The sequence below is a fragment of the Pseudoalteromonas shioyasakiensis genome (genome assembly GCF_019134595.1).
Taxonomy (GTDB): Bacteria; Pseudomonadota; Gammaproteobacteria; order Enterobacterales; family Alteromonadaceae; genus Pseudoalteromonas; species Pseudoalteromonas shioyasakiensis_A.
The window spans coordinates 3436184-3458069 of the sequence record NZ_CP077770.1; the positions used below are offsets into that span (position 1 = coordinate 3436184).

Annotated in this window: 19 protein-coding genes and 1 tRNA gene; 4 read left to right on the plus strand and 16 right to left on the minus strand. The window is 41.1% G+C overall.

The window, feature by feature from the left end; translation table 11 throughout:
* The first annotated feature begins 14 nt into the window (after positions 1-14).
* Complete coding sequence (locus KQP93_RS15845; protein ID WP_254907687.1) at positions 15-386, plus strand: hypothetical protein; 372 nt, start codon at positions 15-17, stop codon at positions 384-386.
* 75 nt (positions 387-461) lie between these two features.
* Here the strand turns inward: KQP93_RS15845 and KQP93_RS15850 are convergent, their stop codons facing one another.
* From KQP93_RS15850 to KQP93_RS15870, 5 genes are all read right to left on the minus strand, one after another.
* On the minus strand, positions 462-3482 hold the full coding sequence (locus KQP93_RS15850) for a TonB-dependent receptor (RefSeq protein WP_217875175.1): 3021 nt from the start codon (positions 3480-3482) through the stop codon (positions 462-464).
* 414 nt (positions 3483-3896) lie between these two features.
* Positions 3897-5072 carry a mandelate racemase/muconate lactonizing enzyme family protein gene (locus tag KQP93_RS15855; RefSeq protein ID WP_054552450.1) on the minus strand — a complete coding sequence of 392 codons (1176 nt, stop codon included), beginning with the start codon at positions 5070-5072 and terminating at the stop codon, positions 3897-3899.
* Positions 5073-5081: 9 nt separating this feature from the next.
* The gene (locus tag KQP93_RS15860) at positions 5082-5849 is read right to left on the minus strand and encodes a class II aldolase/adducin family protein (RefSeq protein ID WP_054552449.1); all 768 of its coding nucleotides are present in this window, start codon (positions 5847-5849) and stop codon (positions 5082-5084) included.
* 129 nt (positions 5850-5978) lie between these two features.
* Positions 5979-6302: a c-type cytochrome gene (locus KQP93_RS15865; RefSeq protein WP_217875176.1), complete on the minus strand. Its 324-nt coding sequence runs from the start codon at positions 6300-6302 to the stop codon at positions 5979-5981.
* A 103-nt stretch (positions 6303-6405) separates the two neighbouring features.
* Positions 6406-6945, minus strand: coding sequence for a DUF2058 domain-containing protein (locus KQP93_RS15870; RefSeq protein ID WP_217875177.1), 540 nt, complete (start codon positions 6943-6945; stop codon positions 6406-6408).
* 232 nt (positions 6946-7177) lie between these two features.
* On the opposite strand from KQP93_RS15870, the gene KQP93_RS15875 reads away from it, so the two are divergent.
* Complete coding sequence (locus KQP93_RS15875) at positions 7178-8314, plus strand: MFS transporter (RefSeq protein WP_054563500.1); 1137 nt, start codon at positions 7178-7180, stop codon at positions 8312-8314.
* Here KQP93_RS15875 and KQP93_RS15880 read toward each other — a convergent pair.
* Positions 8281-8781: a prolyl-tRNA synthetase associated domain-containing protein gene (locus tag KQP93_RS15880; protein WP_217875178.1), complete on the minus strand. Its 501-nt coding sequence runs from the start codon at positions 8779-8781 to the stop codon at positions 8281-8283. The two genes, KQP93_RS15875 and KQP93_RS15880, sit on opposite strands and share 34 nt — an antisense overlap.
* Positions 8782-9168, minus strand: a complete 387-nt coding sequence (locus KQP93_RS15885; RefSeq protein WP_054563498.1) for a hypothetical protein — start codon at positions 9166-9168, stop codon at positions 8782-8784.
* A 166-nt stretch (positions 9169-9334) separates the two neighbouring features.
* On the opposite strand from KQP93_RS15885, the gene KQP93_RS15890 reads away from it, so the two are divergent.
* Positions 9335-9410, plus strand: a tRNA-Ala gene (locus tag KQP93_RS15890).
* Positions 9411-9569: 159 nt separating this feature from the next.
* Here the strand turns inward: KQP93_RS15890 and KQP93_RS15895 are convergent.
* Both KQP93_RS15895 and proB read right to left on the minus strand, forming a co-directional pair.
* Positions 9570-10817, minus strand: coding sequence for a glutamate-5-semialdehyde dehydrogenase (locus KQP93_RS15895; protein WP_055198957.1), 1248 nt, complete (start codon positions 10815-10817; stop codon positions 9570-9572).
* Complete coding sequence (gene proB, locus KQP93_RS15900) at positions 10814-11920, minus strand: glutamate 5-kinase (RefSeq protein ID WP_175079156.1); 1107 nt, start codon at positions 11918-11920, stop codon at positions 10814-10816. Before proB ends, KQP93_RS15895 begins: the two co-directional genes overlap by 4 nt.
* A gap of 909 nt (positions 11921-12829) precedes the next feature.
* Between proB and KQP93_RS15905 the strand changes: the two genes are divergently transcribed.
* Positions 12830-14689 carry a cation:proton antiporter gene (locus KQP93_RS15905; protein ID WP_058583964.1) on the plus strand — a complete coding sequence of 620 codons (1860 nt, stop codon included), beginning with the start codon at positions 12830-12832 and terminating at the stop codon, positions 14687-14689.
* A 223-nt stretch (positions 14690-14912) separates the two neighbouring features.
* Here KQP93_RS15905 and KQP93_RS15910 read toward each other — a convergent pair whose 3' ends face one another.
* From KQP93_RS15910 to miaA, 7 genes are all read right to left on the minus strand, one after another.
* Entirely contained in the window at positions 14913-15521 is a 609-nt protein-coding gene (locus tag KQP93_RS15910; protein ID WP_054563494.1) for a tetratricopeptide repeat protein, read from the minus strand.
* A 112-nt stretch (positions 15522-15633) separates the two neighbouring features.
* Positions 15634-16947: an adenylosuccinate synthase gene (locus KQP93_RS15915; RefSeq protein ID WP_054552439.1), complete on the minus strand. Its 1314-nt coding sequence runs from the start codon at positions 16945-16947 to the stop codon at positions 15634-15636.
* Positions 16948-17172: 225 nt separating this feature from the next.
* The gene (gene hflC, locus KQP93_RS15920; RefSeq protein ID WP_054563493.1) at positions 17173-18051 is read right to left on the minus strand and encodes a protease modulator HflC; all 879 of its coding nucleotides are present in this window, start codon (positions 18049-18051) and stop codon (positions 17173-17175) included.
* Between the two features lie 5 nt (positions 18052-18056).
* The gene (gene hflK, locus KQP93_RS15925; RefSeq protein ID WP_217875179.1) at positions 18057-19223 is read right to left on the minus strand and encodes an FtsH protease activity modulator HflK; all 1167 of its coding nucleotides are present in this window, start codon (positions 19221-19223) and stop codon (positions 18057-18059) included.
* A 91-nt stretch (positions 19224-19314) separates the two neighbouring features.
* A complete protein-coding gene (gene hflX, locus KQP93_RS15930) occupies positions 19315-20604 on the minus strand; it encodes a ribosome rescue GTPase HflX (protein ID WP_217875180.1) in 1290 nt (429 codons plus the stop codon).
* 17 nt (positions 20605-20621) lie between these two features.
* On the minus strand, positions 20622-20885 hold the full coding sequence (gene hfq, locus KQP93_RS15935) for an RNA chaperone Hfq (protein ID WP_130050381.1): 264 nt from the start codon (positions 20883-20885) through the stop codon (positions 20622-20624).
* An 80-nt stretch (positions 20886-20965) separates the two neighbouring features.
* Positions 20966-21883 carry a tRNA (adenosine(37)-N6)-dimethylallyltransferase MiaA gene (gene miaA / locus KQP93_RS15940; protein ID WP_217875181.1) on the minus strand — a complete coding sequence of 306 codons (918 nt, stop codon included), beginning with the start codon at positions 21881-21883 and terminating at the stop codon, positions 20966-20968.
* Positions 21884-21886: the final 3 nt, after the last annotated feature.

A 21886-nucleotide genomic window follows, 5' to 3' on the forward strand; every position in this document is an offset into this window, starting at 1 on the left:
GTTCAGGAGTATTAATGAAAGCCTCTATTACCAGTTTTTTACTCATTAGTGTCTTATTTGGCTGTAGCTCTAAACAAGAACCCACTCCAAAACTACAACATGCACGACTAACTGAGCCGCAAAGTGAGCTAATAGCGCAAGGCATTGCAAGGCTAATGCACAGTAAGCCCATTAACTTAGCCGAAGATGCGTTTATCAATACCAGCATACTCGTTATTGAAACCTTTAATGATGTTGATATTCAAGAGCAAAGACGCAGCGGCTCATACCAGGATATGCCAGAACGCTTTGAGCTACTGATTAAAAATCAAATGTGCTTTGTTCGCCATTTAGATAGTAAAGCGACTGAGCCATTACCCTTGGTAAAGTGTAAACCGAGTAATTAGCTTAAAAAATAGATATAAAAAAAGCCCTTACGGGCTTTTTTAGTCGGGGGACAATCAAATTGATTGTTCTTATGCTTAGAAGCGAGCTTCAAATCCTAAACGAACAGAGCGAGGTGATTGCCATGTATACGCAGAACCATAATAAGAGTTAACTTCACCCTCATTTTGCTCATAATGCTCATTCGCAGATGTCATCTCTTGGCTATTAAGTACGTTAAATACGTTAATAGTTGCACGCATATCAATATCAGATACCGTGAAGTCATATGCAGCTGATAAATCTAAGTTAAACGTCCAAGGAGTACGACCCGCTGTACCACGAGTGTGCTGCTCATAGATTTTTTCGTCTTGTTGACATTCGCCATCACCATTCGTGTCTGGACAATCATTGGTATAGATGTAGAAAGTATCACCCCAGCCACCATTTAGGTTTGGATCTTTTGATGGATAACCTTGGCCGAATAGGCTTTGTGGACGACCACTTTGTAGTGTTGCATTCCAACCAACAGTTAAGTTTTCAACTGGTTCCCAGCTACCGAAGAACTTAAATGTGTGACGACGATCGTTAGGTTGATAACCTTGTGAACCATCCATTACTGCTGGGAAGTCGAAATCTTGCGTAATACCCGCATCAGCTTGGCCAATGTCAGACTTAACAGCACCTTCGAAGTTACCTACACTACGTGCCCAAGTATAACCGAATTGGTAACGGATAGTTTCAGCGCGGTAATCCAAGCTAAATTCAACTGACGTATACTCATTGTTTGCTTTCGGTAAGCCGATTGTTTCAGCTGAGTAAGTTGTTAGTGAGCCTGCATCTGGAACACCGTCATTATCAAAGCTTGAATCACCCCAATCAGTACCATTCCAGTAATAACCATCGCTGTACCAGCTTGATGTAGAGCCTGGGTTGATCATGACGCAGTATGGGTATGCGTAACGGCCACAGTAATCATCTAGTGCAGTTGCAACTTCACGATATGTACCTTTTAAACCAACGGTGTATTCATCGTTGAGTGCTTGTTGCACACCAATGATGTACTCATCTTTAGAAAACGGATCCGCTTCTTTTGCTTGGAAAATATCTTTTTCAGGGATAACAGGTACACCACTCACTTGTTGTGAGTTTGCTAAACCACCACTGCCGATAGTATCAGCTAAAGGAGCAAGGCCTGTTGGTGCGCCTGTTGTTGGATCCACACCCGTATACGTATAGGCAGTCGTAATATCACTTACACCTGATGCCGCACGGAAAATCGTGTTATTAGCAACTGGTAAATAGTAACGACCATATGTACCGTACACTTTCGTATCACCCGTACCTGTTGGATCCCATGTGAAACCTAAGCGAGGTGCGATATCTGTTTTAAAGCTTGTTAATAACTTGCCAGTCGTACCCCAGCTATCGAATTCGTCGATACGTAGGCCAACTTTAACAGCAAAATCATCAGTTACTTGCCAGTGATCTTCAAGATAGTAAGCAGTTAATTCAGACTCAAAGCTACCACCACCGTCAAAGATACGATCTTCAACATAATCAAGTGCAGCACCTGTGTTATTGGTTAGTGCACCATTATCAGCTTGCCAGCTACCATTATCTGCAAGCGTACGATAATCATAGCTATGACCACCAATTGGTTGGCTGATTCGCTCTGATTTACGCTCTTGATAATCGATACCAAAGCTAATTTCGTGTGCATCCCACACATACTCAACATCTAAGCGGTATTGTGTGTTGTCATCGTTATTTGCACCAAAACTACCACCAGCACCACAGCCAGTGATTGGGTTTGAAGTACCACGCGAGTCAGTTACACTTGGACAAACTAGATTTTCAGACTGAGTTTCATATTCAGTTTTGATATTACCAGCCATTGCTGTAACTACTAGGTCTTCTGTTAAGATACCTGTATAGCTTAAGCTTTGTGCTTTACCACCACGTTTTAGAAGTGCGCCATCAATACGATCACCAATCGCACCATTGTCATACTCAAAAACAGAGCGCTCAATATCACGACGGTTTGAGTAAGCAAAATAGCTCAAGCGATGGTTATCTGTAATATCCCAATCAAGCTTACCACCCCAGAAAAGGTTATCACCGCCTGATGCTGATTCTTTACGATATTGATCGTTTGGTGAGAATTCGTCACCTCCCCAAGTGTATGTAGACTCTGTATCACGAGGGTTTACTAAGCCATAGAAGAATAAAGTATCTTCAATTAACGGACCACCCACTGCTAAAGTGACATCCGCCTTATTATCAGAGGCTACGCTTTCGTCTCGGAAAATTTGTCCGGCGCCTTGGTTACCACGTGAAATAGAACCCTCTTCTTGAAGTGAGTCAGGAGAATATTGCACAACTGCAGAGAATTCCCATTCATTGGTACCACTTTTGATTGTGGTGTTAATCGTACCACCTGTCGCACGGCCAAACTTCGCTGAGTAACCACCCGTTTTTACTTGGAATTGATCATAAAATTCGAATGGTACTTCACCACAGCCAAGACCTTGACGTGTATTTGTTACTTCAAGACCATTGATATAACAGGCATTTTCCGCAACAGATGAACCGCCAAATGATGCAGTGTTACCAAATGCACTATCACCTTTAACTGCACCAGGCGCTAATAATGCAACCGAAGTAAGATCACGGCTGATAGGCATGCGATCGATTTCAGCATCGGTAATAACTAAACCTGAGTCAGCGGTAGATAAATCGATAGATGAAATACGTGCACCAACAACTTGAATAACTTCAGGGCCCGAGTTTGCAACGCTTGCTAAATCAAAGTTTGCCTTTGAGTTAGCGCCTAAAGAAACACGAACTTTGTCTTCAGCTACAACATTACCGTCTTTTAGAATCTGAATGTCATAGTTGCCTGATGGTAGTGATGCAAAGCGGAACGTTCCACTTTCTGAAATATTTAAAGTACGCTCTAGACCTGTCGCTGGGTTTTTCACTTTTACTGTATATGAAGAGGTATTTGCCACATTCTGAACAGAACCAATAACGTCTGATGCTGATGCAGGAAGGGCTAAACCTAGCGATGCAGTAACTGCTATCGCTGTTATGCTTTTCCGAAACATTGATTTCATTTTGTATCCCTGTTTAAAAATTATAATTATTCATGCCTTTAAAAAGGCACAATTACATTAGTAAAGTGAAACAAGAATGTAAATTAAAAAATATAAATATATTACAAAAAATCCATATTTATAGAAAACAATGTAAAAATCTAACTTTATGTAATAAAAAGACTTTAACATGTATAATTTCAGAAACATAAACAATACAGAGAGAGGTTATATTAAAAACATCAAAATAAACCAAAATATTTAACATTAAAATTAGCAAGCTTAGATTCGGCATTCAGCTTAAACATACCTATTATTTAATAAAAAAGCCTAATACACAAATATTAACAATTACATTTTTTTCACAAAAAAGGCCCTAACGGGCCTTTATCAATATTCAACATTAAATTTTAACTTTGATATTGTGAATTAATGTTACTTAATCTCAACACGTTGAGAGCGCATAACAACTTCATCATTTAATTCAATACCGATACCCGGCTCTTCTGATACTTGGAAGAAACCATTTTTAGGTTGTGGATCTTGAATACACAATTCACGGTTCCATTTCTTAATCGCATAGGTGTGATGTTCGTGAATTAAGAAGTTAGGAATTGCGGTTTCTAGGTGTAACGAAGCTGCAGTTGCTACTGGGCCGCCACACACGTGAGCTTGAATACGCACATCAAAGATATCAGCATAATCACACACTTTTTTAGTTTCAGTGAAACCACCACACAGGCCTAAGTCTGGCTGTAGCACATCAATACTTTGATCTTCTAGGTATGGACGCACACCCCAGCGGTTATACAAACGCTCACCACCTGCAATTGGTACCGCTACTTTGTCGGCAACTTTTGCATGTAATGAGTGATTTAAGTAGTTCACTGGCTCTTCGTAATACATACAATCGAACTCTTCAGCTATTTCACCAATTTGAATTGCTGATGTCGCGCCTGGTAAGCTGTGACATTCAAAAATAATATCAACTTCGTCACCGACCGCTTCACGTATAGCTTGCATACGCGCACGGTATAATTTCATTTCTGCACGAGAAATAATATTAGTGCGATCGTAATAAGTATTGCCGTTTTTATCGTACTGGATTGGATCAACTTTTACCGCATCATACCCTTCAGCCATCGCCTTAAGCGCTGCTTCTGCGTATTCTTCTGGGTGAACAAGCGCTTTAAATTCGCTGTCCCAGTCAAACTGTAACTGTGATGCATAAGTACGTAGCTTGTCGTTAACTTTACCACCTAATAGCTGGTAAACAGGCAAGCCTAATGCTTTACCTTTAATATCCCAAAGCGCAGTATCAATGGCGCTCATTGCTGCATATACAACAGGACCACCACCTAAACCCCAAAAGCTTTCGCGTAGCATTCGTGACCACAGTTTTTCTGTTTGAAATGGGTCATGACCAATTAAAAAGGCATCAGCCATTTCTTTGATCATTGCCGCAGCTGCGCTATGACCTAAATCATAAGCTAGACCCGCTTCACCCACACCGCTAATACCTTCATCGGTGTGAATACGCACAAAAACAGGTGTCCAAGCAGGTCTGTCTGGACAATGAATATCGAACACTTCGACGCGATTAACTTTCATGGTTACTCCTTACTGAGCAAAACTAGGATCAAGACGATAAGCTTTACGCAACATGGCTGGCCAAGCTAACTGGCCACCGGTGCTGCCGCTATGCACGACATTCGCTTGATTATAAATATTATCGATAATAGGTTGTGGTACAGGGATTGCCGTTTGACCACTGGCTTGAATAGCCAATTGAATTTCACAGGCACGCTGCAAATCATAAAATCGCATAAAGGCATCTCCCACTGTTGGGCCAACAGTTAAGCCACCGTGGTTAACCAATAGCATGTGATTAGTAGTGCCTAAATCATCTTGCAAGCGCTTTTTCTCATCACTGTTTACCGCTAGCCCTTCGTAGCCATGATAAGACAATGATGGCAATGAGAACATTGAGTATTGACTAAGTGGTAACAGGCCTTTTTCTTGCGTTGCAACGGCGATGGTTTCTTTTGTGTGTAAATGAATAACACAGTGAGCGTCATCACGAACTTCATGAATAGCGCTGTGAATAGTGAAACCAGCCGGATTAATTTTAAATGGCGTGTCATCAAGAATATTGCCAGCTAAATCGACCTTCACAAGGTTTGATGCCGTCACTTCATCAAAACTAAGACCAAATGCATTAACTAAATAATGATCTGTGCCCGGTAAACGTGCCGATAGGTGGGTATAAATTAAATCCCCCCATCTAAAGTGCTCAACTAAACGGTAACATGCAGCTAAATCAACACGAAGCTGCCATTCTTGTTCAGATACTTTATTTTTTAAATCGAGTTTTGGTAAGTCAAACATGGAAAACCTTGTATATGTGACACTGCACAGATAGATGTATAGAAGTCTAAATTACTATTAATAGATGATCAATAGGTGATACAAAAAGGCCACATCAATTGATGTGGCCTTTTCACGCTAAAATGGCGTTTATTTTACTTGTGATAAGTAATCAGCGATTGCAGCCATTTCTTCTTCAGATACGTTTGCAACCATTGCTTTCATTGCAGCAGTCATGCCATTACTACGCGCACCTGACTTAATGTCTTTCATTTGTGCTAGTAAGTACTCTTTATTTTGACCATTTAATTTAGGGTACTGAGGCATGATAGGCGCTTTACCTTCTGCACCGTGACAAGTTTGGCAAAGCTTAGCTGTGTATAGTGTTGCACCATCCGCAGCCATAGTGTTGAAAGATAGGCTTGCAGCCATTGCAATGCCAGCCCCACATAAAATTTTCGTGATCTTGCTCATTTGTATCTTCTCTTTTTTGACGGGTTATTAAACATTTTCTTTAGTGTAGACCATGATTTAACAATATTGCACCCGAAAATTGTAACGGCAATAGAAACAGTCACTACCAAATTAAATCATCAGGTACTTCAAAATCAGCATATGGATCATCTTCATCCTTCTGCTTATCTTCAGGCTCAACATGGAACACTATGTAATCTTCGCTGACTTCAGCGACTTTTCGTGCTGGTTCGTCTTCCAGTACAAAAAATTGGCCTTCTAAAACACAAATTGCTAAGCGGCCACCAGAAAGGGCTTTCTGTGTTTTTTCGTTTACTTCGAGTTCCTTCACTTTATTCTCATAAGTGAAATTAAATGTGCGATCACCACGGATCTCGTCTTGATTGTGGTGCTCTAAAATCTGCTTAACGCGCGCTACTTGCTCACGTTGTTTTTGCTCTTCTAAACGCGCTTTATTAAGCTCGTCGGCTTTTTTCTGCTGCTCAAGCTTAGTCTGCTCAATATGCTTTTGCAGATCGCTAGGATTACTCGTGGCGCCTTTCTTTTTCTTCTTTTGCTGTTTGCGCTTTTCAGATTTGGCTACTTTAGCTTTATGTGCCGTAGTAAGACCAGCCTTAAGTAATTGATCTTGTAATGAACCCATGACGAAATTCCAATTTATTAATGCGTATTAGGGTTATTTTAATCAGCTCTGCCAACAAATAACAGTACTGAGCCCACTTGATTCACCACAATCGAGTATATTGATGTGAGATTAACACGCGATGAAATCATGACATATTGATTTAACGCAAGATTTATCATTTTAGTCGCCTTTAAACTTGTAAAAAAACCTGTACCCGATAAGCTAGGGCTTTTCCTCTTGGGAGCTAAAAATGCAGCTGCGACATTTGTTACTTTGCTCTGTGTTTATTTTCTTTGTTTTATACGCCCCACAACCCTTACTTGGATTATTTGCTAGTCATTTTTCTGTATCGCCAGCCACTGCTGGTAGCTTAATGACCGCGACTATGTTGCCACTAGCAATTGCTCCTTTAGTGTATGGTTTATTTTTAGCTAAGCGAAACCCACTAACAATTTTAAAGATTGCCATGTTTGTGTTAGCAATCAGCTGTATCGCTTTTACTTTAGCACCAAGCTTTGAACTGCTACTACTAGTTCGTTTTATACAAGGGATCACCCTCCCCGCGGCGCTCACCGCTATGACCAGTTATATTGGTGTGACTTTTCAGGCTGACCAATTACAACGTAATATGACGCTTTACATTGGCAGTACCATTGTTGGTGGCTACTTCGGACGTATGCTCGCCGCCTTGTTTACTGACTTTTTAAGCTGGCAAAGTTTTTATTATGTGATTGCGCTTGGGTTAGTACTGTTTGCACTCGCCATTCCTAAATCGAACAAAGGCGCAAGTATCCATGCTGCAAAGTCGCCGCTGTTGTATCTAAAACAATTAAAAGATCCGTTGGTATTAAAGCTCTACGGAGCCGTGTTTTGTATGTTCTTTTGTTTTGCGGCACTGTTAAATTATTTACCTTTCATTCTGCAAGACAGTTTTGCTATCACTAACACCCGAGACATTGGACTGGTTTACAGCGGTTATTTGCTTGGTGCACTAGCTTCTATAGCCACACCTTGGCTGTTACGAAAGTCATCAACACCTTGGCGTTTACTAACCTGGGTTTTTGTATTTTATAGCCTGACGATGGTGCTATTGATGAGCCAACAGTTATTACTTTTTGTTATTGCTTTTACTGGCTTTTGCGGTGCAATGTTTGTGATCCACTCAAGTGCTGCTCCTTTAGTAAATAAAATCAGCAGCGCACCTGCAAGTGTCACTAATGGCGGTTATGTATCGTTTTATTATAGCGGTGGCGCACTGGGCTCGTTATTGCCAGGGCTGGTATATCAGCAACACGGCCAAGTTGCCTTTATGACCGTGCTACTTTTAGTCTGCTTAGTAGGTTTAAGCTTAGTTTATTTGGCAGGTAGAAATACGATACGCGGTTGATGTCCGGTACTTTCAAAAAACAGCTCTAAGTCATTTTTTTTCATTAGCCAAGTGGCGGTATTTTCAAAAGGATGACAATGAAAAAGCTCGTTAAACCAAATTTCTTGGTCTAGCCAAAGAGTGACATTATTTTGCTTATCGTTTAACAGTGCCAACATAGAAACACACCCCGGTGGCACTTTAAGATAACGCGCTAATCGCTCATCAGATGCAAACCCTAAGCGCGATAACCCCTGCTGCTGAGCAATGGCTTTTAAGTCGAGCTGCTTATCATGAGCGGTGATCACTAAAAAGTGGCGCTTGCCTTCGTTATCTCGTAAAAACAGGTTTTTTAAACGTGTGCCCGGTCTATCGAGCATATACTTATCGGCATCTAAGCTGCCGTGTAATGGTGGATGCTCAATCACATCATAATTAATATCTAATTGAGCTAGCGTAGCAGCTAACTTGCTTTTATCTGCATACATTTACAAACAACGTCCTCGTAATTGCACACTTAAATCACGCCATAATACTTCGTCAATAACGTGTTTATCGTCGCAGTATTGTCGTTCTTTAAGTTCTTCATTTAATAATTCAACCGCTTGGTCTTCGAGCATCAGTTTTAAGTTGCTCGACTCTTCAAATACTTCTTGCTCGGCAAAGTCTTTAAACTGCCTGCGTGTCATTGGCTTATCGAGATTAATCGGGCGTCTGCCCTGTGCTTTAACTGACACCACATAGGCAAAGATTTTATTGCCTTGCTCGTCATTTTTTTCGTAAAACTGCTTATTATTGATTTCAAAAGGAGGCGCTTCTTGTTGGCTTGCGCAACCGGCAAGTAAAACGACCAAAAGCCATGCTATTTTTTTCATTATTGGATAAGCCTTGAACAGTGAATGCGCTTTAGTCTACCAAAAATAAAACAACAGAGTAAAAATTCGAACATTTTAAAAAAAATACTTGACCACAAATGCAAAAATATTTAAAGTTCACCCCGCTTGAGACGCAAGACTTAAGCATCCTGTATTTTAGGAATGTGGGGCTATAGCTCAGCTGGGAGAGCGCCTGCCTTGCACGCAGGAGGTCAGCAGTTCGATCCTGCTTAGCTCCACCACTTTCCTACCTCTCTTTAGGCAATCTGCCGAATCCTTAATAAAAACCAATCCAATCTAAATTAAAGCGACTTTATTAGTATTTCTGCCGTCTTCGTTTTATATCAGACACAAAAAAACCGAGCAAAGCCCGGCTTTTTAAAGCAATTACTTTTTAGTGATTATTCACGAATTTGACCTTCGCCATTCACTAAGTATTTTTCAGTTGTAAGTGACTCTAGACCCATTGGACCATAAGCATGTAGCTTAGTTGTCGCAATACCAATCTCAGCACCTAAACCTAACTGTGAGCCATCAGAAAAACGCGATGACGCATTAACCATCACCACAGATGCATCCACACTGCGTTGGAATAGCTCAGCTGCAGCTTGGTCTTTAGTACAAATCACTTCAGTGTGGTTTGAACCAAACTTAGCAATATGGTCAATGGCACCAGCAAAGTCAGGTACAACTTTAATTGCGATTTCTAAATCTAAGTATTCTTCACCAAACTCGTCGTCAGCAAGTACTGTTGCATTATCAAAGTACTCGGCAGCTTTCGCATCTGCATTTACTTTTACGCCTTCTTGACGAAGAACAACTGCACACAGGTTTAAAAACTCATCAGCGATATCTTGGTGTACTACTAAACCTTCTAGGGCATTACACACACCAGTACGCTGAGTTTTACCATTTAATAGTAAATTGATTGCGACATTCAAATCAGCGTCTTTATCAACATAAAGGTGACATACACCTTTAAAGTGCTGAATCACTGGAATGGTGCTGTTTTCTGTTACAAAATTAATTAAACCTTCACCACCACGCGGAATGATTAAATCAATAGTGTCACGCTGTTGCATCAGCTCCATGAGTAGACCACGGTCTGGATCTGGGATAACTGAAATCAACGCAGCTGGTAAACCATGCTTTTCAAGTACTTTATGCATTACACTTGCGATTGCTTGCGAGCTACGTAGTGCTTCTTTACCACCACGTAAAATAACACCATTACCCGATTTAAAGCATAGGGCACCGGCATCAGCCGTCACATTTGGACGTGCTTCATAAATCATACACACAACACCAAGTGGTACGCGCATCTTGCTGATCTTAATACCGTTTGGACGCTCTGAAATTTCACGTAGTTGACCAACAGGATCATCAAGGCTAACAATTACTTCGATGCCTTCAGCCATTGCTTCAATACGCTCATCGTTAAGCGTTAAACGGTCAATCATTGATGCTGCAAGGTTGTTATCACGTGCTGCCGCTAAATCGCTTTCGTTCTCTTTGATAATAAAAGCCTTGCTTTCGCGTAACGCCTCTGCCATCTCAGTTAAAACTTGATTCTTTGTAGCAGTATCAAGTAAAGCTAACTGGGTTGCAGCTTTTGCAGCTTGACTCGAAATATCCGTAATTAAACTCATGACTTCTCCAATAATGCGATATCTTTCTCTGAAACAACTGGGCCGATTGAATCTTGCATTTTTTCGCTAAATTCACTTTGCTCGTTGTCAGCAATAAAATTCAATAAACAGCTACTGTAATTCGCTGTGGCTTTTGCTAGACGCGTACCATCATCACTACGAACTAAAATGGTATCGCCTACGCCAAATTCTCCGTGTACTGCAACGATTTCATCGCTGCGAATACAACCGTCTTCATCTGTTAATGATTCATCGAATGAACCTTCAACGACAACCTCACCTTGCTCATTAGCTGTGTGAGTCATCCAATGCACTGCTTCTTGCATTGGTTTTTCATATGGTGTGAAGATAGTACCTGGGTTGTCACCCGCTAGCAGTCGGTTAAATGTCTCTTCTTTAAAACCATTTAAAATAAAGGTTGTAATACCATGTGAAGTGGCTTTTTCAGCCGCTTCGATTTTCGTTTTCATACCACCTGTACCAACGGCACTGGTTGCACAACCCGCCATGGCGTAAATTGATTCATCGATGCTATCAATTTCAGGTAATAGAACTGCATCTTCATGTAAATTCGGGTTTTTGTCATAAAGGCCATCAACATCCGAAAAAATCATCAATGCATCTGCGTCCGCCGCTGCGGCTACCATTGCCGACAAGTTATCATTGTCGCCAACTTTTAAATCGTCGGTAGTTACCGTGTCATTCTCATTGATGATAGGTAATACACCATGCTCAAGTAAGGTGAAAACTGTTTCACGGATACTTGTATAACGCTCACGGTCACGTAAGTCACCATGAGTTAATAAAATCTGTGCAGATGGGAAATCGAAGAAGCGATCCCACATCGCCATCATTTCTGTCTGACCGGCAGCAGCCATTGCTTTTTTCATCGTCACTGAACGCTTTTCTTGTTCAGGGAATAAATGCGAACCAGCAGCTACCGAACCCGATGATACTAAAATAACTTCGATACCTTGCGCTCGACAGCGAACGATGAACTGTGCAATGGTCAGTAAATAACGTGAGCGACACCCGTCTTGTTCGGGTGCGATTAATGCGCTACCTACTTTTAGTACTATACGTCGCCAATTTAACTTTTGCATAACTGTTCAACTTTCCATTTTACTATCTGTTCAGTGCCAATTTGCCACTGATTAAAAGACTCGCGTTTAGACTTACTAAACGCACTGACTATTATCACTTTGCCAAACCACTTATCTATGCACACGACTACGCCACGCAAGTACTGCGATTAGATATAGCACAACTTTTATTCAGTCAGTAGACCAAACGGTTATAAACCATAAGTTGATAAAAAAAGATAAGTGTTGTTTATGTATCGCTGTAAAAAGCTGTGTGCGGCTTTTATTAATAACAACATACATAGAGCCTATACAATCTGGTACACCAACAGATAGGGTGTAGATTGTATGACCGAGATTTAGCTGCCACGATGGGAACTAAACATTGACCAGATAATGAACTTATATTCTATTCAACACGTAATAAATATGCACTGAACAACTTAGAGCTCATTTCTATTTAATTAGAAAACAAAGTGTATAAAACACTAATAATGTCGCAAACAAGTATCTTTTCAAAAAGCTAAACTACAAAGAGTGTCTTTAAAGCTAATAACTATTTAGATATCAAATTGTTTGAACACGAACTATAATACGGGAAATCAGGGGCAAAGATCAAGTGCAAAAAGTAGTCACAGCTTTTATACTTACCATAAATACAGAAAATATACATTTATTAACAGTACCTTAGACACGCATTTTTATTGTGTAATAATTTTTAACGAACCTAGCAGGGTTTAATTTCATAAACCCACCCAAAAAGTATTAATAACGACTAAAATCGTATTTGAAGCAACGAGTTTGCTTGTATCCATGACGGTGAGTAGGCTTTAATAGGCAAGCATTATTTTAATAATGTCAGCAACTAATGACGCATTTATCTATGGTGTTGGCATTTTAAATTGTAGTAACTAAAGGATAATTCATTCTATGTCAGCAATTTTTATAGCAGGGATCGCCTTGTGCTCAGTATTAGCACAATGGGTAGCTTGGGCGTTTCGTGTACCGGCTATTTTATTTTTACTACTAACAGGTTTAATTCTCGGGCCTTTTAGTGGCGTGTTAGAACCAGATGCACTGTTGGGAGATTTATTATTCCCCGTGGTTTCTTTAAGTGTGGCAGTGATTTTATTCGAAGGTTCACTCACCCTGCACTTTCGAGAACTCAAAGGGATTGGCAAGGTAGTTCGTAACCTTTGCTCAATTGGAATGATCACAACATGCTTAGTGGTAAGTCTAAGTGCCTATTGGATTTTAGAACTTAATTGGCGTGTTGCCGCTGTACTTGGTGCTGTACTTGTTGTAACAGGCCCTACGGTTATTGCACCGCTATTAAACTCTATGAGACCAAACCAAGACATAGACCGCATTTTACGCTGGGAAGGCATCGTAATAGACCCTATTGGTGCCTTATTTGCTGTATTGGTATTTGAAGCTGTCATGCTTGTAGGTCAGGGGGAAGTATTTAGCCACACCATTATTGCGTTATTTAAAACCCTCGGTGTAGGTTTAACCATTGGTGTGGTTGCCGGTTGGCTTACAACGCTGCTAATACGCCGAGAATGGCTGCCGTTTGAGTTACACAAGTTTGGTATCCTTGCCTTAGTACTCATTAGTTTTACGGTTTCAAACCACCTGAGCCATGAATCTGGCCTACTCGCTGTTACCGTGTTTGGTATTTGGCTTGCCAACCAAGACGAGCTTGAAATTGACTCTGTACTTGAGTTTAAAGAAGACCTTTCGATGATCTTGATTTCATCGTTATTCATCTTACTTGCAGCCCGCCTACAGTTATCAGATTTAATGATGTTACATAGCGATGTGTTTATTTTCTTAGCCATTGTGCTTTTTGTGGCTCGTCCAGCGTGTATTGCAATATCGACCTTTAAAACCGACTTACCTATCAAGTCTCGTTTAGTACTGGCTTGGATTGCGCCACGGGGCATTGTTGCAGCTGCGGTTGGTTCAGTATTCGCGCTAAGTATGGTTGAAGCTGGCATTGCCGATGCTGAAAAAATGGTACCACTCATATTCACGGTGATCATTGTTACTGTGGTACTACAAAGCTTAACGGCAACGCCATTGGCAAAGTTATTAAAAGTGCGCCAACCTGCACCAAATACAATTTTGATTATTGGTGCCAACCATGTAGCAAGAGCCATCGCACGCGGCTTAAAAGATCAAAACATTCCGGTGCACTTGTCTGATCCTGCATGGGAAAACTGTAAAATGGCACGTATGGATGGCTTACCTTGTTACTATGGTAATCCACAATCTGAACATGCTGAGCGTTATTTACCGTTAACGACGATTCGTAGTGTACTTGCGCTTTCGCCTAACCGTCATCACAACGCATTAGGCGTTCAGTACTTCTCGCATTTCCTCGACGAAAAAGATGTGTTTTCACTGCGTTCATCAACAAACCACGCTAAAGCAAACAAAGACAGTGCGACCTTCTTATCGCGACAAATTCTGTTCGGCGACAATGGTGCATACGCGCGCTTAAGTAGCTTAATTGCCAAAGGCGGCAAGGTCAGTGCAACACGTATTTCTGAAGAGTTTAGCTGGGAGCAATACAAAGATGTTAATAGTGAAGCTATCCCGCTGTTTATTTTAAATGGTGAGAAAAGTGATGATGACGATTCACCTATTAAAATTCGCCCGTTCACTACAAATATGGAAAAAACTCCACAAGTAGGTGAACGTATTGTGGCGCTACAACCGCCTAAATTGTCGGTATTAAAAGACCCCAACAACGGTAAACCTAAAGAAAATAAAGAAGAGAAATAATACCAATTCGCTTAATAAAGTGGTCAATTTTGAGGCAATAAAACCTCGTTGATAACAAGGCAAAAATTTCGTTATTTAGTTGTTCTAAATCAGAAATTTTTAACGCAGGTAGCGACAGGTTTAATCCCTCAAAATGATTAAGTATTATTGCGGATTGGTATAATAATAAGGCCAGCATTAGCTGGCCTTTTTTATATGCATTTGTTTTTGTATTTGTATGTTTCTACATAGGTAAACGTGCGCGTGCAACGACGCTGTCTGGCATTTTTTCGGCAAGCTTAGCGAGTAAATTTTCGACTTTCTTGTGAGTCGCTTTATCGGCAACCATTGAATGAAATAACCAACGGTAGGCGTCTTCATAATCACGCGGGCTCCCATAACCTTGATTAAATAGATTAACCAGTCGCATTTGTGCCTTTAAGTTGCCTTGGGCTGATGCTTCTCGTAAATAGGTCACCGCCATCGCTTTATCTTGCTGTACTAACTGCCCTACATCGTAATAGCGACCAAGTTGCTCTAATGCCGCGCCTAGCCCTTGCTGAGCAGCCTGACGCATGTAATAAACCCCTAACTCTACATTGCGGTCTACACACACTGCATAAGCTAGCATATCGCCATACAAGAACTGATACGATGGCAGTGCCATTTTATTGGCTCGCGCTTCGATATCTTGCACTAACTGGCAATCATCTGCCTTTACACGTGCTAGATGTGCATTTTTATTGATCAAGCCAATTAACTCGCTCTCTGTGTACAGAGGCACAGCTGTTATAGGCTCTTCAGCCATGCTTAGGCTTGAGAAGAGTAATGTTAAAGGCAATAAAACACGCATCAAAATCACTTAAATAAAGTCAGTCTTAGCAAATAATATACAATTATCATTCCAGAGTGAATTTCGGGCACAAAAAAAGCTGCCGAGGCAGCTTTTTCAGTCACTATGACGATTATGCAAACGGGCTGCGTAATACCATAGTTTCTACACGGTCTGGGCCAGTAGAGATGATATCAACTGGAACACCAGTGATTTCTTCAATACGTTTGATGTAATCAAGTGCCGCTTGCGGTAATTGATCAACTGACGTAGCACCTACTGTGTTTTCTGACCAGCCTGGCATCTCTTCGTATACTGGTGTTACTTTTTCGTAACCTTCAGCTGCTAATGGTGTAACGTTCGTTACTGTGCCATCTTCTAACTGGTAACCAGTACAGATTTTTAATGTTTCTAAACCGTCTAAAACGTCTAGCTTAGTTAAACAGAAACCTGAGATGCTGTTGATTTGCACTGCGCGGCGCATTGCCACTGCGTCTAACCAACCTGTACGGCGTAAACGACCTGTCGTTGCACCGAACTCATGACCTTTGTCACCTAAGTGCTTACCAACTGGATCTTGCTTATCAAGACCGTCGTAAAGCTCTGTAGGGAATGGACCAGAACCTACACGTGTAGTGTAAGCTTTAATAATACCTAGCACGTAATCAAGGTGTAATGGACCAAAACCAGCACCTGTTGCTACACCACCAGCTGTTGTGTTTGATGATGTTACGTACGGGTAAGTACCGTGGTCGATATCAAGTAATGTACCTTGCGCACCTTCAAATAAGATGTTGTCGCCCGCTAAACGCGTTTGATCAAGAAGCTCAGTAACATCAACAACCATTGCTTTTAAGATATCCGCGATAGCCATTGCATCGTCAAATGTCTTTTGGAAGTCAACTGGTTCAGCTTTGTAGTAATGCTCTAATGTGAAGTTATGGTATTCCAATACTTCTTTAAGCTTGCTAGCAAACTGTTCAGGGTTGAATAAGTCACCTACACGTAAACCACGACGTGCTACTTTATCTTCATAAGCTGGACCGATACCACGACCTGTAGTACCAATTGGCTTATCGCCACGTGCTTTTTCACGGGCTAAATCTAATGCAATGTGGAAAGGTAAAATTAATGGACATGCTTCGCTGATTAATAAGCGCTCACGTACTGGTACGCCACGCTCTTCTAGCATGCCGATTTCTTTCATTAATGCTTCTGGTGATAAAACAACACCATTACCGATCACACACTTAACATTGTCACGTAATACACCCGATGGAATAAGGTGTAAAACCGTCTTTTCACCGTTGATTACCAGAGTATGGCCTGCGTTATGACCACCTTGATAACGAACTACTAAAGATGCTTTGTCTGTAAGGAGGTCAACTACCTTACCCTTACCTTCGTCACCCCATTGGGTGCCTAATACAACAACGTTTTTACCCATTGCAAATTCACTTAGAAAAAATTAGGACGAGATTTTATCAGAAAACGAGGTGAAAGATCACCCCGTTTAGCTTATTTTTTCTGCGCCTGAATTTTTATCATCTCAATTAATCAAACAACCACATGCAGAACAGAGGTTTATAAAATAGTTAAGGATAAAAATTAATCACGTGCAGAAACAAAAAAGCCCTACAAACTGCAGGGCTTTTCATCACACAAATATTAATTATTGTGCTTTTGTACCTTTCATATAATTAAAGAAGTCGCTATCAGGTGAAATCACCATCACGTCTTGCTTATTTTTAAAGGTGTTTTTGTAAGCTTCTAGGCTACGCACAAAGCCGAAGAACTCAGCGTCTTTGTTATAAGCGTTAGCATAGATAGCTGCTGCATCGGCATCACCTTGACCACGAACAGTACGCGCATTACGCTCAGCGTCTGCAAGCATTACTGTGACACGGCGGTCGACTTCGGCGCGAATTGTTTCAGCTTTTTCTTGACCTTCAGAACGGTGCTCTTTTGCAACCGCAGTACGCTCAGCACGCATACGTTGGAAGATTGAACTACTCACTTCTTGTGGTAAGTTAATTTGCTTAACGCGCACATCAAGTACTTCAATACCTAGCTCTTGTGCACTTTCAGACGCTTGAACTAACGCTTCTTCCATCAGCTCACTACGCTCACCAGAAACAATCTCTCTGATAGTACGAGAACCGAAGTTAGTACGTAGACCATTGTTTACCTTTTGCTTAAGTAGTGTTTCGGCATATTGCTTATCACCACGGGCACGCAGGTAGAATGCACTAAAGTCATTAATTCGCCACTTAACGTAAGAATCAACGATTAAGTCTTTTTTCTCACTTGTTACGAAACGGTCAGGTGCACCATCTAGCGTTTGAATACGTGCATCTAAACGACGTACTTGGCTAAAGAAAGGCACTTTTAGGTGTAAGCCAGGACCATACACTACAGCCTTATCATCACTGTCTTTTTCAACTTTGCTGAATAACAGTACGATTGCTTTCTCGCCTTCTTGCACAACAAAAATTGAAGAGAAAGACAGCACAATAGCAATGGCAAGTATTACTAAACTAAAATTTTTCATCTTGCTTATCTCCCCTCATTAAAACGGTCAGTTGCGAAACGGTCATTGCTTGAATTTACCGTACTGTTACGCGACGTGTTTATTTTATTGCGAAGGTCTTTGATATCACTTGAGCTTGGTAATGCAACACGTGTTGCTGTACCTTGCTTTTCCATGATTTTATCAAGCGGTAAGTACATCATGTTATTACCACCTTCAACATCAACTAACACTTTAGAGCTGTTACCAAGCACTTCTTCCATCGCATCGATGTAAAGACGCTTACGAGTTACCTCTTTAGCAGCTTGGTACTCAGGTAATAGCTTTTCAAAACGCGCTACCTCACCTTGTGCTTCTAGCTTAATACGCTCTCGGTACGCTTCTGCTTCTTGCGTCATACGAGTAACTTGACCACGGGCACGAGGTTCAATTTCACGAGCATAGGCTTCTGCTTCACGAATGAAACGCTCTTCATCTTCTTGTGCAGCAATAGCGTCATCAAACGCATCTTTTACTTCACCCGGCGGACGTGAATCTTTAAAGTTCACATCGCTTACAATAATACCTAGATTGTATGGCTCGATGATTTTGTTAAGCTCATCCCATGTTTGTTGACGCACTAACTCACGACCTGTTGTTAGTACTTGGTCCATTTTTACATGGCCAATTACATAACGTAATGCACTATCAAGTGCTTGTTGTAAGCTGTGGTCAGCATCAGTAACGCTGAACTTGTAAAGATGTGGGTCGATAACACGGTACTGTACTTCAAACTCTACATTTACCACGTTTTCGTCTTCGGTAAGCATAAAGCCTTTAGCAGATAACGAGCGAACCGCTTCGATATCAACAGGGATCACGCGTTCAATGAAGGTCATTTTCCAACGTAAGCCAGGTTCTGCAATGCGATCGTATTGCCCAAATTGTAAAACAATACCGCGCTCAGCTTCTTTTACCGTGTAAATACCACTTAATGCCCATACAATGATGGCAATAATAAGGATGAAAGAAATGCCTGCGCCACCAAGTCCACCGCCGTTTTTACCTGGCTTATTACCACCAAATAAACCGCCAAACTTGTTGCCGAACTTACGCATTACCTCGTCTAAATCAGGTGGGCCTTGATCTTTTCCGCCTTTATTATTCCACGGATCTTTATCATTGCCATTATTACCCGGTTCATTCCAGGCCATAGCTATACTCCATTGTTATCTAAATGAATTAGGTTAAATCTATCAAATCTACAGCATTTCTCATACTAAAAAAGACAAATGCTGGTGATTTTTAATCAGTCACTACGAAAGAGTCGAGGTCTTGTCCCATCTCTTTTTTCAAGCGATTCCATTCTGCCATTGGCAAGCGTACCGATAATAACCAGTTTCCTTGCTCATCAAAACACTCTTGATGAACTGCATTTAAGTTGAATAATGCTGCGCGAATACGACCATGTTGTGGTGGTAATTTTAGCTCATCAGCAAACATCTTTTTGGCAAGTAACTCATTAATTGCCTCACTTAGCAGTTCACAACCAACGCCAGTGCGCGCCGACAACCAGACTCGTACCGGTTGACCTTCGTCGTTTCTATCTATACGTGGCGCAACGTCATCTAGCGCATCAATTTTGTTATAAACCAATAATTGCGGCACTTCATCTGCTTCGATTTCTTTTAAAACAGACTGTACTTGCTCAATATTTTCTTTTCGACGAGGGTCTGCCACATCGATAACATGTAGCTGTAAATCAGCTTCACGAGTTTCTGTTAAGGTCGCTTTAAATGCTGCAACAAGGTCGTGTGGTAAGTGACGAATAAAACCTACCGTATCAGCTAAAATAATTGGACCTATATCGCCGATATCCAACTTACGTAAGGTTGGATCTAGGGTTGCGAATAACTGGTCAGCAGCATACACATCAGAGTCTGTAATACGGTTAAATAACGTTGACTTACCCGCATTGGTATAACCTACCAGTGACACTGTTGGTATTTCATTTCGCATACGCGCACGTCGTCCCTGCTCACGTTGAACAGCAACTTTATCTAAACGGGCACGAATGTTTTTAATTCTTGCGCGCAGTAATCGTCTATCGGTTTCGAGCTGGGTTTCACCCGGACCACGTAAACCTATCCCCCCTTTTTGTCTTTCAAGGTGGGTCCAACCACGGATCAAGCGAGTAGAAATATGACGTAACTGAGCTAACTCAACCTGAAGTTTACCTTCATGAGTACGCGCTCGTTGCGCAAAAATATCTAAGATCAAACTCGTACGATCAAGAACACGGCACTGACAAACGCTTTCTAAATTACGTTCCTGTGACGGGCTAAGTTGATGGTTGAAAATGATGACATCTGCATTGTGGATTTTGACAGTTTCAGCGATTTCTTCTGCTTTTCCGGTCCCGACGAAGAGTTTCGGATGTGGTGCTTGACGACTGCCTTGCACAATCGCCAAACTACTAACACCAGCAGAAGATACCAACAACTCTAATTCGTGAAGATCTTCGCGATCTCCCTCTTTAGGTAAGTCGATATGAACTAAAACTGCCTGTTCGCCGGCTTCATAACGGTCAAACAAGCATTACGCTCCTAAGTTTAAAAATTTCCAGGTTCTTGCTCTTCTGAATCATCACTTCCTTGAACGCCTTGGAAGTTAACAGAACGCGCTGGAACAACAGTTGAAATAGCGTGTTTATACACCATTTGATTTACGGTGTTTTCAAGTAAAATAACAAATTGGTCAAATGACTGGATTTTACCCTGCAATTTAATGCCATTAACCAAAAAGATTGATACTGGAATGCGCTCACGACGTAACGCATTTAAAAATGGGTCTTGTAACGACTGGCCTTTTGCCATGTTATTTTCCTTCGTTCTAGGTGTTATTATAATTAAGTAGCTGAACTAATTTAACAAAGCTAAAAAACTTCCAGCTACTACTAGCTTAGCGAACTTACTACACGTTGCAAGTTTTCTTCATCACCCGTGGTCAACCAAGTTACTTCAGGCCAACCTCTTAACCAAGTGAGTTGTCGCTTGGCTAACTGCCGTGTGGCTGCAATACCACGAAAGACCATTTCATCATAGTCAATTTCGCCAGCAATGTAATCCCACATTTGTCTATAACCCACACAACGAATCGAAGGCAGGTCTGGGTGTAAATCCTTACGTTTATATAGGGATGAAACTTCATTTTCAAACCCCTGATCGAGCATTATTTTAAACCTTTTCTCAATTCGCTGATGTAATTCACTGCGATCATCAGGTGCAATGGCAAATTGATGGAAAGTATAAGGAAGCTCAGGCTGCTTTTGTTTTTGCAGCTCAGTCATTGTTTTACCTGATATACGATATACTTCTAATGCACGATTAATTCTTTGCGAATCATTTTCGCTCATTTTTTTTGCTGCATCAGGATCGATTTTCACAAGTTCTTTATGCAAATGTGGCCAGCCAAACTGCTTTGCTTCCTTTTCGAGTTCAGCACGTACTTCAGGTGATGCCTCTGGTAGCGGTGATAAGCCATCAATAAGCGACTTAAAATACATCATTGTACCGCCAACCAATACAGGTACTTTACCTTGCTGATGAAATAGATCAATCTTTTCAATTGCATCACGGCGAAAATCTGCCACTGAATAACTATCTGCTGGGTCGATAATATCAATCAAGTGATGCGGCGCACGAGCAAGCTCTTCGGCATTTGGCTTTGCCGTGCCGATGTCCATATTTTTATAGACTAATGCTGAATCAACACTGATTATTTCTGTGTTTAAATGCTCACACAGCGAAATTGCTAAATCTGTTTTCCCTGCAGCGGTTGGTCCCATTAAAAAAATGACGGGTAAGTTATTCAAGCC

Bases quoted from the DNA above. Each gene is read 5' to 3' on its own strand.
- KQP93_RS15845 (WP_254907687.1), top strand. From the start codon at position 15: ATGAAAGCCTCTATTACCAGTTTTTTACTCATTAGTGTCTTATTTGGC.
- KQP93_RS15850 (WP_217875175.1), bottom strand. From the start codon at position 3,482: ATGAAATCAATGTTTCGGAAAAGCATAACAGCGATAGCAGTTACTGCA.
- KQP93_RS15855 (WP_054552450.1), bottom strand. From the start codon at position 5,072: ATGAAAGTTAATCGCGTCGAAGTGTTCGATATTCATTGTCCAGACAGA.
- KQP93_RS15860 (WP_054552449.1), bottom strand. From the start codon at position 5,849: ATGTTTGACTTACCAAAACTCGATTTAAAAAATAAAGTATCTGAACAA.
- KQP93_RS15865 (WP_217875176.1), bottom strand. From the start codon at position 6,302: ATGAGCAAGATCACGAAAATTTTATGTGGGGCTGGCATTGCAATGGCT.
- KQP93_RS15870 (WP_217875177.1), bottom strand. From the start codon at position 6,945: ATGGGTTCATTACAAGATCAATTACTTAAGGCTGGTCTTACTACGGCA.
- KQP93_RS15875 (WP_054563500.1), top strand. From the start codon at position 7,178: ATGCAGCTGCGACATTTGTTACTTTGCTCTGTGTTTATTTTCTTTGTT.
- KQP93_RS15880 (WP_217875178.1), bottom strand. From the start codon at position 8,781: ATGTATGCAGATAAAAGCAAGTTAGCTGCTACGCTAGCTCAATTAGAT.
- KQP93_RS15885 (WP_054563498.1), bottom strand. From the start codon at position 9,168: ATGAAAAAAATAGCATGGCTTTTGGTCGTTTTACTTGCCGGTTGCGCA.
- KQP93_RS15895 (WP_055198957.1), bottom strand. From the start codon at position 10,817: ATGAGTTTAATTACGGATATTTCGAGTCAAGCTGCAAAAGCTGCAACC.
- proB (WP_175079156.1), bottom strand. From the start codon at position 11,920: ATGCAAAAGTTAAATTGGCGACGTATAGTACTAAAAGTAGGTAGCGCA.
- KQP93_RS15905 (WP_058583964.1), top strand. From the start codon at position 12,830: ATGTCAGCAATTTTTATAGCAGGGATCGCCTTGTGCTCAGTATTAGCA.
- KQP93_RS15910 (WP_054563494.1), bottom strand. From the start codon at position 15,521: ATGCGTGTTTTATTGCCTTTAACATTACTCTTCTCAAGCCTAAGCATG.
- KQP93_RS15915 (WP_054552439.1), bottom strand. From the start codon at position 16,947: ATGGGTAAAAACGTTGTTGTATTAGGCACCCAATGGGGTGACGAAGGT.
- hflC (WP_054563493.1), bottom strand. From the start codon at position 18,051: ATGAAAAATTTTAGTTTAGTAATACTTGCCATTGCTATTGTGCTGTCT.
- hflK (WP_217875179.1), bottom strand. From the start codon at position 19,223: ATGGCCTGGAATGAACCGGGTAATAATGGCAATGATAAAGATCCGTGG.
- hfq (WP_130050381.1), bottom strand. From the start codon at position 20,885: ATGGCAAAAGGCCAGTCGTTACAAGACCCATTTTTAAATGCGTTACGT.